Source organism: Gracilibacillus sp. JCM 18966 (assembly GCF_055392695.1).
The window spans coordinates 126,704-144,062 of sequence record NZ_AP043883.1 but is presented as its reverse complement, the minus strand read 5'-3'; the positions used below and the strand labels follow the sequence as shown (position 1 = coordinate 144,062).

3 protein-coding genes and 1 pseudogene are annotated in these 17,359 nt (G+C 42.3%); all 4 read left to right on the top strand.

What is annotated here, in order from left to right; translation table 11 throughout:
- Nucleotide 1 precedes the first annotated feature (1 nt).
- Nucleotides 2-802, top strand: coding sequence for an alpha/beta hydrolase (locus tag ACZ5N5_RS00545; protein WP_464373060.1), 801 nt, complete (start codon nucleotides 2-4; stop codon nucleotides 800-802).
- Entirely contained in the window at nucleotides 792-14,513 is a 13,722-nt protein-coding gene (locus tag ACZ5N5_RS00540; protein ID WP_464373059.1) for a PfaD family polyunsaturated fatty acid/polyketide biosynthesis protein, read from the top strand. The genes ACZ5N5_RS00545 and ACZ5N5_RS00540 overlap by 11 nt, the downstream gene beginning before the upstream one ends.
- Nucleotides 14,514-14,622: 109 nt before the next feature.
- Nucleotides 14,623-16,662: pseudogene (locus tag ACZ5N5_RS00535) on the top strand (type I polyketide synthase); the annotation flags it as partial.
- Nucleotides 16,663-16,770: 108 nt separating this feature from the next.
- Complete coding sequence (locus ACZ5N5_RS00530) at nucleotides 16,771-17,346, top strand: polyketide synthase dehydratase domain-containing protein (protein WP_464373810.1); 576 nt, start codon at nucleotides 16,771-16,773, stop codon at nucleotides 17,344-17,346.
- Nucleotides 17,347-17,359 lie beyond the last annotated feature (13 nt).

The window sequence follows — 17,359 nt, the reverse complement described above, 5'->3', positions numbered from 1 at the left end:
TATGGGAGAAATAGAAGTCATTCAAACTACCTCCTCGGAGTGGAATGAAACACCACCACTCCTTTTTGTTCATGGGGCAAATCATGCTGCCTGGTGCTGGAAGGAATATTTCCTTCCTTTTTTCCAAGCTCATGGTTTCCAGTCCTATGCCATGAGCTTTCGGGGACATGGCCAAAGTGATGGGTATGAAAAACTACATACCTATACAATGGATGATTATGTAGAAGATGCCTACCGTGTATTACAAACCTTTGAACAAAAACCTATTATTATTGGTCATTCCATGGGAGGAGCAGTCGTACAAAAAATCATGCATCAGCATCCGGATAGGATGGATTCAGCTGTTTTACTGGCTTCGATTCCGCCTGGAGGAATGCTGAAGGATTTAATACGGCTGTTGTTCAAGCACCCTAAGAAATTTTTTCAACTGCAACTATATAATCAGGGCAAAACCACCAACTTTCCAGTGGATTTATTTTTATATGACGAAAAGCCTGCCGAAAAATACGACTTAAACCAGAAGCTTCAACCGGAATCAATAAAAGCTAGCAGTGATTGCCTAAAACGAGTAGTACCTAAGAATACAATAGCCCAAGTTCCCCTTTTAGTGCTAGGAACGGATGAGGATGCTATGATCTCAAAAAAGACCACTCATTCGATTGGGCGATTTTACCGAACAGAACCGATAATCTTTCCTGAAATGGGCCATGACATGATGTTGGGTTCTCGTTGGCAAGAGGTTGCGGAACATATCCTTGCTTTTACTATAAAAAGGAGGACTGAATGGAAAAATGAGGCGTAATCAAGGAACGGAACATTCGATTAAAGAGAAATTAATTGAAAAGTTTATTCAAGTGGTTGGTACAGATCAGCCTTTGGATCTCAATAAAAGTTTTCTAGAGCTAGGTATGAATTCCATTATGGCAGTAGACTTTGTTGAAGCGGTAAATGATAGTCTAGATTTAGAATTAGGGGTTGAAGTAATCTTTGATTTTCGTGGTATTCCTGAGCTAGCTGAACATATAGAAAAGCAATACTTTATAGAAGAAAAAAGCGCCACCTCTGTGAATGCTATAAGTGACGACTCATCTACGGATATTGCAATTATCGGAATAGCTGGTAAGTTTGCAGACTCTGAAAATATTGAGGAGTTGTGGACACATCTTAAAGCAGGAGATTGTTGTGTGAAAGAAATTCAACGCCCTGGATGGGATGAAAAGGTGTACTTCACAACACAGGCGAACCAAAAAAATCGCTCAGTCAGTAAATGGGGCGGAATGTTATCGCATATTGATCAATTTGATGCAGACTTTTTTGATATTTCCACAGAGGAAGCAGAAAGGATGGATCCACAACAGCGCATATGTTTGGAGGAAACCTATAAGGCTTTTGAGGATGCTGATTACCCTGCTGAAAAACTGGCTGGAAAAAAGGTTGGCGTATTTATTGGAGGAAGAACATCTGACTACAGGTCAAAATTAAAGGATGAGATGGATACATACACCTTTTGGGGGAATGAGATGTCAATGCTTGCATCTCGCATTTCGTATTTCTTTAATTTTAAGGGTCCTTGTCTGACAGTGGACACAGCTTGTTCTTCCTCTTTGGTTGCCATTCATTTAGCTTGTGATAGTATTTGCAAGGGTGAATCGGAAATGGCACTAGCTGGTGGAGTTTTTATTGCAAGTACGCCTGAATTTTTTAAGATGTCTTCTCAGGCTGGTTTATTATCACCGGAGGGGCAATGTAAAGCGTTTGATCCAGAGGCCAATGGAATGGTTTTGGGAGAAGGTGCAGGCATGGCTGTGCTAAAAAGGCTAGATGCTGCAGTTCGAGATCAGGACCATATCTATGGGGTTATTAAGGGATCTGCTATTAATCAAGCTGGTAAAACTAATGGAATGACAGCACCAAGTGTTGCTTCCCAAAAGCAATTAATTAAAGAAGTCTATACTAAATCACAGATTAACCCTGAAACGATAGGCTATATTGAAGCACATGGTACTGGTACCGTATTGGGTGATCGAATGGAGCTAAAGGCTTTTTCCGAAGTGTTTGAAGAATTTACAGATAAAACTCAATATTGTGTTATCGGATCTCATAAACCTAACATTGGCCATGCTACACTGGCAGCTGGTATGGCTGGATTATTTAAAATTCTGATGGCAATGAAAAATCAAGTTTTACCTCCAAACCGTTTAATAGAACTAGATCAAGAGGATCCATTAAGAAACAGTCCTTTTGTGTTTAATACTACATTGGCTCCATGGAAAGCTTCTTCTGGTGCACCTTTAAGGGCAGGGTTAAATGCGTTGGGCTCCAATGGGACCAATGCTCATATAATTATTGAAGAATGGGTAGACCAATCACCGCAATCAATATCATCCATCCCTAAGCCATATTATCTATTTTTATTATCTGCTAAAAACATAGAAGCCTTACGTCAAAAGCTAGTCGATCTTGCTTTCTGGATAAAGAGTGAAGGCGAGCATTACTCTGCTGAAGAAGTAGCTTATACCTTATCGGTGGCACGAAGTCATTATGATGTTCGTTGTACCTTTATTGCTAGTAATTTGACGGAACTTAGGCAACAACTGTTTAAAGTGATAGAAGCGGGGCTTGAGGAAGACGAGACGTGGTGTCATCGGGTTACTACTTATCAATCAGATCTCGAACGGATAAATTATGGACAACAGTTAATTCATACTTTGTCTAATCAAACGATATTACATATGGATCGATATCAGGATTATGTTGTGAAATTATCCGAGTTGTATGTACAAGGCCATCCTATGGATTGGACAGGCTTATATCAAAAAAATAGAAAGGTACCGCTTCCTCTTTATCCATTTTGTAGAACGAGTTATTGGGTACAAGAGAAGGATGCAACTACTGATCAAGAACCTACAAATCTATCATCATTTGGTCTTCAAATGGAGGATATGGAAGAACTACTTACGAAATTATTGTTACGGCAATTACAGTCTCTTGGCATTTTAAATGATCAAAAGTTGACATTAGAGGATATGCAAAAGAAACTGGGGTTGAAATCAATTTATGCTAAATGGTTGAAACGCAGTCTCCAGTTTTTAATGGATAATCACTGTGTATTTTGTGATGAGTCCAATCGCTATAGTGTGAACCCTGCTTTTACGCAGGAAATGGATGATTGGGAGGATTGGGAAAGGAAAAAACAGTATTGGTTGACTAATCAAGATGCTAAGGCACAGACGATTTTGTTAGAACATACCCTTCGTTCCTTACCACGGATTTTGACTGGTGAGATACTGGCAACAGATATTATGTTTCCTAATTCCTCCATGGAACTGGTGGAAGGAATATACCAAAATAATGACATTGCTGATTATTTTAATAATATTCTTGCTCAGAAAGTCGTTGAATATATACAGGAGCTTTTACATCAGGATCCGAATGCGCGTATAAGGATCATTGAAATCGGAGCAGGTACAGGGGCCACAAGTTCCTCTGTGTTGAAAAATTTAGAGCCCTATAGGGACAATGTAGAAGAATATTGCTATACCGACATTTCCAAAGCTTTTCTTGTTTATGCGGAAAAAAGGTTTAAAGAAGCTTATCCTTATGTCAATTATGCCGTATACAATGTAGAGGCTGAAGCTTTGGAGCAAGGCATTCGAATTGATACATATGATATTGCCATTGCGACCAATGTGTTTCATGCCACAAAAGAGATTGCGCAATCTTTGCAACAGGTTAAAGCGGTATTAAAGAAGGATGGTATGCTGATTTTAAATGAGCTTAGTGAAAACTCTCTTTTTCTACACTTGACCTTTGGTCTTTTGGAAGGCTGGTGGTTATTCCAAGACGATACATTGCGCCTATCTGGTGGTCCAGCTATATCTGCAAATGGATGGAAGGAAGTATTGAAGCAAGAAGGCTTTAAACAGGTTCAATTTCCTGTAGCAGAAGACCATGAAAAAGGTCAACAGATTATTATGGGTTTAAGTGATGGCCAACTGCGCCAAGTAGCCATGCTAAAACAACCTTTTAAACAAGGGGAGCAAAAACAACCAGCTGTCACCACCGTAAAGAATGATCACATTGCGAGGGCATTGAAAGACTGGATGGCAGAACATTTATCACATGCCTTATCAACTGATGCTCAAAACATTAATTTTGGGGCAGCATTTCGCGATTACGGTGTTGATTCAATTAGTGGAATTAACCTCATTCAAACAATTAACAGCACCTTTTCACTTGAGTTAGGAACAACCATACTTTTTGACTTTACGACCATTGATCAATTAACGGATTTTCTTTTGACCCATTACAATGAAGCTATTACTACTTCTTTTGGACAGGAGACGCCATCATCTATGGAAGAAACCTCTTCAGAACAAGTGGTAGGAGCAAAAGAAGAGAAGAGAAGCTATAAAGAACGTGGGTCAGATGTTGAAAAGAAAGGCCCGATAGCTATTGTAGGGATAAGTGGCAGGTTTGCTAATTCTGAAAATGTGCATGAATTATGGGAGCATTTATCTAAGGGAACTAATTTGGTTGACCATACAACTCGCTGGAGGGAGCAAAATGATAAAGATGAAACTGTAAAGAGGTGGGAAATAGGTAGCTTTATTGAGAATATTGATCAGTTTGACCCCTTCTTCTTTAATATTTCAGGCGTAGAAGCAAACCATATGGACCCTCAGCAACGTCTATTTTTAATGGCATGTTGGCAAGCCCTAGAGGATGCTGGTTATGCTGGAAAAAGTATACAAGGTCGGTCGTGTGGTGTATATGTAGGAGGTAGTGAGGGTGATTATCACCATCTAATGCATAATTACCCCTCCAATGAGGTACCCCAAGCCTTTTGGGGGAATCTAGGTTCTGTCATTCCAGCTCGGATTGCCTATTATCTGAATCTACAGGGTCCAGCTATTGCGATAGACACAGCTTGTTCCAGTTCATTGGTAGCGATGCATGTGGCCTGTCAAGGATTATGGACGGGTGAAATAGAGGTGGCATTAGCTGGTGGAGTATCTATACGCTGCACACCTGAGTTATATAAAGCAGAACATCAGGCTGGAATGTTATCTCCTTCAGGACAATGCTATACGTTTGATGATCGAGCCAATGGATTTGTTCCTGGTGAAGGAGTTGGTGTAGTCTTACTGAAACGATTAGAAGATGCCCTTGCTAATGGTGACCACATTTATGGTGTCATCCGGGGTTCTGGTATAAATCAAGACGGTACAACTAATGGTATTACAGCACCCAGCCTTCGTTCCCAGGTTCAGTTAGAGCAGAATATTTATAAACAATTTGGTATCAACCCGAAGGATATTCAGATGGTAGAGGCACATGGAACGGGAACAAAATTGGGGGATCCAATTGAATATCAAGCGTTGACACAGGCATTTAAACACTACACAGATAAGAAGTCCTACTGTGCTATAGGCTCGATTAAAACCAATATTGGTCATACGCAAATGGCTGCAGGAATTGCTGGTGTTATTAAGGTTCTTTTGGCCTTAAAACATCGCAAAATCCCCCCTTCACTACACTTTGATCAAGGAAATAGCAATATTGAATTTAAAGATAGTCCTTTTTATGTCAATACTGAATTAAAGGAGTGGGAAGTTAAATCAGGTGCTAAACGCTGTGCCGCAGTAAGCTCATTTGGAGTGAGTGGCACGAATGCTCATATGGTGATTGAAGAGGCACCAGAAGTAGTCCGCAATCATCCGGATATGCCTGGTTATTTATTAGTTTTGTCGGCTCGATCTGAGGAGGCTTTGCAAAAGCAAGCTCAACAACTGATTGATTATAGTAAGAGCAATACAGAGGATGTTGGGAATATTTGCTACACCTTAATGGTAGGTCGAAAGCATTTTAATCATCGTTTAGCCTGTGTAGTACGTAATCAGCAGGATATGGTTGCTCAATTAGCACAATGGCTTGAGCGAAAATCTACTTCTTCTATATTTACTCATGTTATATATGAAAGGGAACAGAGGGAACTGCCGGCATTAAAGAAATTTGGTAACCATTGTATTGCTCAGTGCAAAATTAATAAGGAAGACTATATGGACAACCTTTCTACCGTGGCCGATTTATATGTTCAGGGATATGAATTAGATTATCTCGCTTTGTTTAAGGAAGGTCGATATGGCCGGGTGCCACTACCTACGTATCCTTTTTCGCTCGATCGGTATTGGGTACCGCAACCAGAGACGGCTAAGGCTCCTACGAAGGAAGCCTCTTTTGTGTCCGATTCCTCCCAGACTCCAGTAGCGGAAGCGATGGGAAAATCGGCGGAGGAAACCCGGTTAATGACATTTGCGGAAAACTGGCAACAACAAGAGCTACCGGATGAGCGATGGGCCCCACCGAAGGTGTGGGTCTGCTTTCTATCTGATCCTAGCTATCAATCATTATGGCGTACAGGCCTTCAAACCCGTTATCCTGGGACAGAGGTCATTTTTATTGCGCAAGGATCGACAGCTTCTCGGGAAAATGCCCATTCTTACCAGCTCCCTCGAGAGGATGGAGCGGCTTACCGCCAAACCCTTCAGCGCATAGCGGCTGACTGGGGGACGGGCTTTGCTTTACTCTATCTGTGGCCATTGGAGGAACCGCACTTCCTAAGCGATTATAGGCCCCTTTTCCACCTATTCCAGGCAACGCAGGAAGCGAAGCCAGCCCGTTTCGTCTGGGCAGGGGAGTGGACGAGTCCACTGGAACGCAGCTATCTCGAATCTTGGATGGGCTGGGAGCGATCCCTGGGTTTCCTGTTCCCTCAGATGGAGGTCGCAGGAATCCTACAAAAAGCCACCTCCGAAGCGCTGGACATAACGAAGTGGCTGGATAGGCTCGCGGACGAGCTCGGAACCCCTGATCTAGAGAGTGTGCTCTATGACGGAGGGAAACGGCATGTTTGCCGAATAAAGTCGACGGATATCACGGAAGGGGAAGGGCAGATTCAAGAAGGTGGTACGTATCTTATCACCGGCGGTGGAGGGGGTTTAGGCCGTTCATTGGCGGCTAACCTCACTCGCTCGCGATCTGTCAATTTGGTGTTAACAGGACGGTCCCCGTTATCCGATTCCTTAGCGGCGGAGATCAAGCAATGGGAAGAAACAGGCAGCCAAGTGGTGTACTGCGAGGCGGATGTTTGTGATCGAGCGGCAATGGAAGCGGTCCTTGCAGAGGCTAAGACTCGATTCGGAGGAATCGACGGGGTCATTCATACGGCGGGGGTAGCGAGTACAGCACCTCTTCTGGCAAAGTCTGCGGCTGATTTTGCACGTGTGTTAGCTCCGAAGGTGCAAGGGGTCCAGGTCTTGGATGAGGTTTTCGCCTCGGAATCCCTTGATTTTGTCTGTTATTTTTCCTCCTCCTCGGCAATTTTGGGAGATATGGGGGCAGGAGATTATGCGATCGCTAACCGTTTCCTCCTGGCCTATGCTGATCAAAGGCAAGCAATATACCCTGGGAAGACGCTCGTGATCCATTGGCCTCTATGGAAAGAAGGGGGAATGGGGCTAGGAGACGAGGAACAGACCCATCTCTATCTCGCTTCTAGTGGCCAACGAGCCTTGGAAACAGAGGAAGGATTCGCTCTTTTTGAGCGCTTACTCGGTCAGTCCTCCACTCAGCATTTGGTTCTGGCTGGTCAACCGGAGCGAGTCTACCGATTTCTAGGGATAGACCAGCCGGAGACAGTGGAGCCATTACCGAAGCAACCTGATGTCTTGGATGTGCCAGCCGGGCAAGGACGGCGCGAAGAAATGAAGGGGTTAAGTGTTCCCCAATGTGTAGAGTGGGATTTAAAGGAAATCGCCTCCCAGCTATTACAAATCCCGCGGCACCAATTGCAGGTAGAGAGTAACCTGGCGGACTTTGGCTTTGATTCGATTACCTTAGCCACCTTTGCCGAACAATTGACCGATCATTATCAGGTGGAGATTACCCCGGCTCTCTTTTTTGGCTACCCTACGTTAGGGAAGTTGACGGACTATTATATGACGGAACACAAAGAAGCCATGGCCGACTTTTACAGGGAAGGGACGACAAGGGAAAAGCCATCCTTGCGTTTATCAACCGAGGACCAGCCAGCGCCGAAGGAATCGTCTCAGCCAGCCATGCCAGAAAAGCTAGAAGAGCAAAAATCCCAACCAACCCAGCCAGATACGGAACCTATTGCCGTGATAGGGATGAGTGGGCGATTTCCTGGGGCACGAAATATTGCGCAACTGTGGGAGCATCTGGTCCAAGGAGAAGAGCAGGTTCAACCAACGACCCGTTGGTCGGAAGAGGGGGAACCATGGCGCCTCGGCATGGTGCCAGGCGTACGGGAATTTGATCCAACGTTTTTTGGGATTTCTCCACGGGAAGCGCAGAACATGGACCCGCGCCAGCGTTTATTACTCCAGGAAGCTTGGAAAGCATTAGAGGATGCAGGCTATGGGGAAAAGCAATTAGCGCGTCAACAGATTGGCATGTTTGTTGGGGTAGAAAATGGCGATTACCAGTATCTCAGTGGCTTCGATGGTCCGATTACCTCTAATCATGATGCGATATTGGCCGCACGGCTTTCCTATGTGCTCAATCTTAGTGGCCCGAATATGGCGATCAATACCGCTTGTTCCTCTGGATTAGTCGGATTGCATCAGGCGTGTCAAAGCCTACGTATGGGGGATTGTGACACAGCCATTGCCGCTGGGGTGAATCTAGTGCTCCTGCCACAGACGCTAGAAGCGATTGATCAAGCTGGCATGTTATCCCCAGATGGGCGATGTTATGCCTTTGATGAACGTGCAAATGGGATGGTACCAGGAGAAGCGGTGGCAGCGGTGGTGCTTAAGCGCCTTTCACAAGCGCAAGCGGATCAAGATCCGATCTATGCGGTAATCCGGGGGAGTGGTATGAACTATGATGGCAAAACCAACGGTATTACCGCCCCGAACGGGGTGGTCCAATCCCAGCTTTACCGTTCGGTGTATGATCGGTATGGTATTGATCCGGAAACCTTATCCTATATTGTCACCCATGGCACGGGGACAAGGTTGGGAGACCCAGTGGAAGTCAATGGCCTACGGGAAGCCTTCCAAAGCTATACGAAAAAAGAAGGGTTTTGTGCGATTACGTCCACCAAAACCAACTTTGGACATACCTTTGCGGCCTCCGGACTGGTGAGTCTCATTAGTATGGTGCAGGCACTAAGACATGAAACCATTCCAGCTAGCTTGCACTGTGAACAGGAAAATAAATATATCCAATGGGAAAATAGCCCTTTTTATGTCAATAAGACCAATCAAGATTGGAAAGACAGCCCGGGAAAACCTCGTCGAGGAGCGGTAAGCGCCTTTGGAATGAGTGGAACCAATGTGCATTTGGTAGTAGAGAGCTATTCAAAAGAGGAACGGGACGAGAAGGGAACATCGCTCCCATATTATTTGTTGGCACTGTCGGCAAAGACCGAAGAGGCGTTGGCTGAAAAGGTAACCGATTTAATCGCCTATTTGGAAGGCCCGGAGGGGCAGAAGGCGGATCTTTTACAAGTCAGTTATACCCTTTTACATGGTCGCCAGCATTTTCGTCATCGTTATGTAGTAGTAGTAAAAGACAAGACGGATGCTCTATACCTAATGAAAAGGTTTAATGTTGGGGAATCCTTGCCTAATAGCTATAGGAATATCGTTTCAGAAGAATTTATTGGTCAAAAGGTTATGGAATTGTTTGGGCGTGATCTTATACAACGACTCGAAAAAGTAGAAACTTCAGATCAATATCAAGAGATTATGCAAGGGCTGTCTAACCTTTACTGTCAAGGTTATGATATACCATGGGAGCAAATGTGGAAGGAAGAGCCTGGCAGAATTCATTTGCCTTCTTATCCGTTTGCGCGGGATTCTTATTGGGTTCCTACAGAAGTAGTAGAGGCTAAACAGAATTATATAGAAGATTATTCTGATTCAAAAAATATTGACACATTATCTACTAATGTAGATGATAATAAAATTAATGAAACGACTTCTCTTCCTGTTGAAAATGTATCGATAGATGATGTTGAGCAAGATAGTTTAGAAGTGCAGTCCCGTGAGAAAGAGGACTTGGAAGAGTTGGAGGAAGAATTAGCAGATAGTTTAGCAGAAGCCTTATATATTGATCGTGAGATGATTTTACCAGGTAAAAAATTCATCGAATTAGGATTAGATTCTATAGTTGGCGTTGAGTGGATTAAGAGTTTAAATAAAACTTATGGAATAGATGTTAAAGCTACCAAAGTGTACGACTACCCGACCATACGTGACTTTGCTCAATATGTTTCTAGTGAGCTGAATCACCGAAAAAAGCGACCTTCTAAACAGAATTCCTTGTTACCTAACGAAAAAGGGGATAAGAAAAGGAGTTTAGAGATACAGACTATAAATAAAGCATCCGCCACTTCCTTTTTAAAGGGACCTTCTCTACCTAAGCAGAATACAAATGGTTCAGAAATGGCAAATAGTCCGAAAAGTCTTGGAAACCCGTTGTTTCAATCCCGCTATCGTTGCAAATCGAACTATATGGCGGGTTCAATGGCACAAGGGGTCGCTTCAGAAGCCATGGTGATTTCAATGGGAGAAGCTGAATTGCTAAGCTTTTTTGGTAGTGCTGGTTTAGATGGGGACAGGGTAGCATCACATATTCAAAATATTCAATCTGCTTTAGGACCACATAAGCCCTATGGCATGTGCCTGATTGCTAATATGAATAATCAGCAAGAAGAATGGGAGCAAGCAAGATTATTTATCAACCATGAGGTTCCTTTTATTGAAGCATCCGCTTATTCTACCATAACGGCACCATTCGTTTATGCTCGTATCAAAGGGATAAAGAAGCAGAGGGATGGCAGTCTATATTTTCCTAGAAGAATCATAGGCAAATGCTCTCGATTGGAAATAGCCAAACAATTGATGGCACCACCACCTGAGGACTTAGTGGAACAATTGTTAGAAGAAAAGTGGATTACAGAAGAAGAGGCGGTATTATCGAAATCTATACCAATGGTTGATGATATTGCTTTAGAGGCAGACTCTGGTGGTCATACCGACCAAGGTGTGTTGTCTGCACTTGTTCCTTCTGTACTAGCACTTCGAAAGAAAATTCAGAAAAACCATTTATATCCTGAACCGATCCTTGTTGGATGTGGAGGTGGGATAGGTACTCCAGAGGCGGTGGCATCAGCCTTTATGATGGGAGCAGACTTTGTTTTCACAGGCTCCATCAACCAGTGTACGGTTGAAAGCGGAGCACACGATGTAATTAAAGAGTTACTAAGTTCTATTTCCATTCATGATACAGCTGTAACAGCTGCTGGAGATATGTTTGAAATTGGTGCTAAAGCCCAAGTAGTTAGTAAGCATACCCAATTTTCTAACCGGGCTAATAAGCTCTATGAACTGTTTATGCAGTATAATTCAATTGAAGAAATCCCTCAAGAGATTAAACAAGAAATTGAAAGTCATTATTTTAAACGCACTTTTGCAGAAGTATGGGAATTAGTTTGTGAATACAAGAAAAAGAAAAACCCGCAGCATTTAGCCGAAGCGCAGGTGAATCCGCGCTTTAAGCTGGTGCTTATTTTTAAATGGTATTTTGCTTATTGTAACAGGGCCACACTTAATGGGGATCTATCTGAAAAAGATAACTTCCAAATATTTTGTGGGCCAGCCTTAGGGGCGTTTAATCAATGGGTAAAAGGTACACCTTATGAAGACTGGAAAAATCGTCATGTGGTAGATATTGCTGTTATGCTGATGGAACAGGCTGCCGAACATTTACAAACTCGATATAGCTCTAAAGATGTTGCTACCAGTCCACAACGAGTTCATGAGAAACAGCATTCTAAGGAGACAGATATTGCAATTGTAGGTATTTCAGGGCAGTTTCCTAAAGCAGATAATATAGGTACATTTTGGGATAACATTATCAATGGCAGAGATTGTATTTCAGAAATTCCTTCTACTAGGTGGCCTATTGCACACTATTATGATACTGATCCTGAAGCACCGGGGAAGAGCACAAGCAAATGGATGGGAAGTCTTGAAGATTTTGATAAATTTGATCCGACATTTTTCAACATCCCACCAGTGGATGCAATGACTATGGATCCACAACAAAGACTGTTTTTAGAAAGCTGTTGGAGTTGTATAGAGGATGCCGGTATAAAGCCTTCAGACCTTTCAAACAGCAAATGTGGTGTATTTGCGGGTTGTGCAACAAGTGATTATGAAAAATTATTCAGTGAAAAAGACTTAAATTCACGTATTCTCATGGGTAGTACGACATCCATTTTAGCTGCTCGAATTTCCTATTTGCTCAACTTGCGTGGCCCTGCCTTAGCAATTGAAACTGCCTGTTCATCCTCCTTAGTAGCCGTTGCTGAGGCTTGTAACAGCATCGTATTGGGCAACAGTGATATGGCACTTGCTGGAGGGGTATGTATGATAGCTGATCCTTCCCTCCATATTATGACTAGTAAGGCCGGGATGCTGTCACAACAGGGGCATTGTCGGACATTTGATCAACAGGCGGATGGATTTGTTCCTGGTGAGGGAGTGGGAGTGGTTCTGCTAAAAAGATTAAGTGATGCAGTTCGAGATAAGGATACAATTTATGGTGTTATTAAGGGTTGGGGTGTCAATCAGGATGGCAAAACAAACGGAATAACGGCACCTAATGGGCAGGCACAGATGGAATTGGAAAAAGCAGTTTATAAAAAATTTGACATTAACCCAACCGATATCACACTGGTTGAGGCACATGGAACGGGTACTAAACTAGGTGATCCCATTGAAGTAGATGCACTGACAGAGGCCTTTAAATCCTTCACTACTAAAAAACAGTATTGCGCATTAGGGTCTGTTAAAAGCAATATTGGCCATTTGCTGCCAGCAGCAGGTATTGCGGGATTGATTAAAACGCTTATGGCTATCAAACACCAGACCCTTCCACCAACAATCCATTATGATCGTTTAAATGAGCACATTCATTTAACGGATAGCCCTTTTTATATCAATACGAAAAAACAACCGTGGAAAACGCTCCAAGGAAAACCACGCTGTGCTGCTGTCAGCTCATTCGGTTTTAGTGGAACAAATGCTCATCTTGTAGTGGAAGAGTATCTGCCGCAGAAAGTATTAGATAAGAACGATAATCATAATAAGCCAAATCAACCAGTAATGATAGTGCTTTCAGCTAAAAATGAGAAACAATTGAAAGTCTATGCGGATCGGATATTCCATTTTATTCAAAATAACTCCGAAATAGATTTGCGACAGTTGGCCTATACCTTGCAGGTTGGTCGTGAGTCTATGGAGTATAGAATGGCATTCACCGCCCATTCTTTGGAAGAGGTTTTACAAACTCTTAGAATCTATCACCAAGGAAAATCACCATCCAATCTGTTGACAGGTACGTTAACTAAAGAAAATGAGAAGATAAAGAAACATATGAACAATTTTGAAAAAGGACAATGGCAAGAAGCTGTTATTTGTTGGATAAAAGGTGGCGAGGTGAATTGGAAGCTGTTATATGGGGATAACCTACCACAACGGATTAATTTACCTACATATCCCTTTGAACGTAAAAGCTTTTGGCCGAAAAAAAACAATCAATCATCGAAGAAAGAGCCTAGTGTCAATACCTCACCGCTGCCAGAAGAATTGGTTAGTCTATCACCTAAAACAAAGCCATCATTTAGTTTGACGAATACTAAACAACAAGAGTTAAAACAGGAACAGATTCAACTACCATCGTTGACAAACATGCCTAAATGGTCTGATCGTCAACGGGTCCAGGCTTTATCACAACAAACTTTATCAAAGATTGATCAACCTGTAGTTGAACATCAGGTCTCCCAATATTCAGAAGAAGATGGGTTAAAACTGCAAGATATGCTTATCGACAGTCTAGTTCAGACCTTATTTATGGAGGAAACAACGGTGGATATTAATCGGAACTTTTATGATATGGGCTTAGACTCTATATTGGGCGTGGAATGGATGCGTCTTATTAATAAGACGTTGAATCTATCACTAGATGCTACAACTCTTTATGATTATCCGACCATTCACGAATTAACACAGTATATCCAGTCTATTCATGAGGGAGATCAACAGCCATCAACCGCTAATGGGACTTTAATAACCGAATTGGCGGAAAGTCTGGCTGAAATTATGTACCTAGATCCTAGTGATATTGATGAAGATGTTCAATTTTCAGACTTGGGTCTAGACTCTATTTTGGGTGTAGAATGGATCCGAGTTTTAAATAAGCGTTATGGGGTCACAATGGAGGCAACCACCTTATATGACTATCCGACCTTACGTGAGTTTGCCAATTGGATGCAGCATCAAAACAAACAAGATGATGAAGAATCAGTGCTATTATCGTCACCTACATTGGAGGAGATTTTGGAAAAAGTGGAGCAAGGCACATTGGAAATGAACAAGGCGTATAATCTTTTGCAAGAATACAATCTGGTTTAAGGGGGGAAGGGAAATGGTAAACAAAAAAGCTATCTTAAAAGCCTTACAAGAGGGAAAGATTTCATCCAAAGAGGCAAAAAATCAATTAAAAAATCATATGGCTAGCAATAATCATCGAGAAGCTGTTGCCATCGTTGGAATGTCTGGAAAATATCCAGATGCCGATAATCTCAACGCCTATTGGTCAAACCTTGTAGCAGGTCGTGATTCCATTCGCGAAATTCCTTCCTCTCGTTGGGATGTTGCCTCATACTATCAACCTTACCCTAGTGATGAGGGGAAAATATATAGTAAGTGGTTAGGGATGATAGATGATGTTGCCAGCTTTGACCCCCGGTTTTTCAATATAGCCCCTTCAGAAGCGGAAACCATGGATCCACAACAACGCCTCTTTCTTCAGGAGGGCTATCAGGCTTTTGTGGATGCTGGTTATACGCCAGAGTCATTGAATGGTCAGAATTGTGGGGTATACCTAGGAATTATGGCAAATGAATATTATCGAATGTTATGTGAACAGCAATATGGTTTAACTGATATGACTGGTAATTATGCTTCCATTGCATCGGCGCGTATTGCCTATTTTCTTAATCTAAAAGGTCCGGCCCTTTCTATTGATACTGCCTGCTCGTCTTCCTTGGTAGCAATTAACCTTGCTTGCGAGGCGTTACTTAATCGAGAAATTGATATGGCTCTTGCTGGTGGGGTAACATTGTACCTCACCCCTAAGCCTTATATTGAAATGTGCGCGACACAAATGCTCTCACCAGAGGGGCGGTGCAAGGCTTTTGATCAATCTAGTGATGGCATGGTTCCTGGTGAAGGCGTTGGTACTCTGGTGTTAAAACGTTTACAGGATGCTGAGGCAGATAATGACTTAATTTATGGCGTGATTATAGGATTTGGAAGTAATCAAGATGGAAAAACAAATGGTTTAACTGCCCCTAGTGTAAAAAGCCAAATAGATTTAGAACGTAGTATTTACCAAAAGTACAATATTGACCCATCTACTATTAGTTATGCAGAAATGCACGGGACGGGTACTCAATTGGGTGATCCTATAGAACTTAAAGCGTTATCAACTGTCTTTCAGGAAAAAACCGATAAAAAGCAATATTGCGCGATTGGTTCCGTTAAATCTAATATTGGCCATACATCTGCAGCTGCTGGTGTAGCAAGCATACAGAAGGTACTGTTATGTATGCAGAATAAGAAATTGGTGCCTACTCTTCACTTTAAAGAACCTAATGAACACTTTGATTTTAATACCTCCCCTTTTTATGTAAATACACAAACACGCCCTTGGGATGCGAATTCACCAAGACGGGCTTGTGTTAGTTCATTTGGATTTAGTGGTACCAATGCTCATTTGGTAATAGAGGCTTATGAAACAAAGAATGAAAGAGGGTCAAAACCGATTATCGACGACAGTAGGCCTACCTTATTTGTTTTATCTGCCAAAACAGAAAAACAACTTAAAGAATATGCAGGCATCATGAAAGAATGGTTAGAATTACAAGAAAATGTTAATCTCACCGATATGTGCTTTACTCTACAAACCAGTCGGGAGGCAATGGTTTATCGTCTTGCGTTTTGGATGGATGATAAACGTACAGCTATTGATATGTTAGCAGCATATCTCCATGATGAGCAACCTAAAGGATTATACACGAGCTATGTAAAAAAGAGGAAGAGTATGAAAGATACTCCTCGACAAGCTGATCCTGAAACACTTATCTCACATTGGTTAGCAGGTCAAATGATAGATTGGCAGATACTCTACAAAGAGGATCGTCCTCGGCGCCTTCGTTTACCAGGCTATCCCTTTGCTAAGGAACACTACTGGCTTCCTAAACAAAGTATACCTACACTAAGTAAAACTTCACTACACCCTTTAGTTCATCGTAATACATCTGATCTGTCGACTCAAAGGTTTACAACGATTATGACTGGACAAGAACCCTATTTAGCCGATCACCACGTGCAGGGGAAGAAGATGCTCCCTGGATCGGTATATTTGGAAATGGCGAGAGCTGCCCTTGAGCAGGGGATAGATCGAGAGATTGCGAGTACTTTAGAAGAAGGTACAACTTCTATTTATTTACAAGAGCATATATGGATGGAACCTTTAGTGGTCGATGATGAGCAAGTAGAGGTACATATTGCCTTGATATCAAAAGAGGATGGATTGGTAGAATATGATATTTACAGCGGATCAGATTATTTTGATGATCAAACAGCTATAACACATGCTCAAGGTATGATGAAGGTATCTGAGTTAAAGCATCCTAAAAGGGAAAACCTTGAAAAAATAAAGTCTCAATATCCTTGGAATATCCTTTCATCAGAGCAAATTTATCCATCTTTTCGTGCAGCTGGTCTAAATTATGGTCCTTCCCATCGTGGAATAGAATGTCTTTATCTCCACAAGAATCAGACCATCGCGAAGTTAGCAGTACCACCAGAGTCTATTGGTAGCGAGTGTTACCTTAATCCGGGATTGTTGGATGCTGTTTTCCAAGCGACCGCAGGTTTTACTATTGTATTAAAAGCTCCATTAGATAGGCTGCCTTTTAGGCTTAAAGCTATCTTTATTTATCAACCCTGTCCCAACCAGGTGTGGGTACATATCCAGCGTAATGAAAATGATCAACTGTTCGATATCGATGTATATGATGAGGATGGCATGGTATGTGTACGTATCTTAGGTTTTGAAACAAGACAGACTGCTGGTTTAATGGCACAAGAGGCTTTTTATCGTCAACTTTCCGAGAGAATTTGGAAAGGAGAATTATCGGAAGAAGATGTTGAGAAAATTCTAATGACTTCAAGATAAGGGGGAGGAAAAA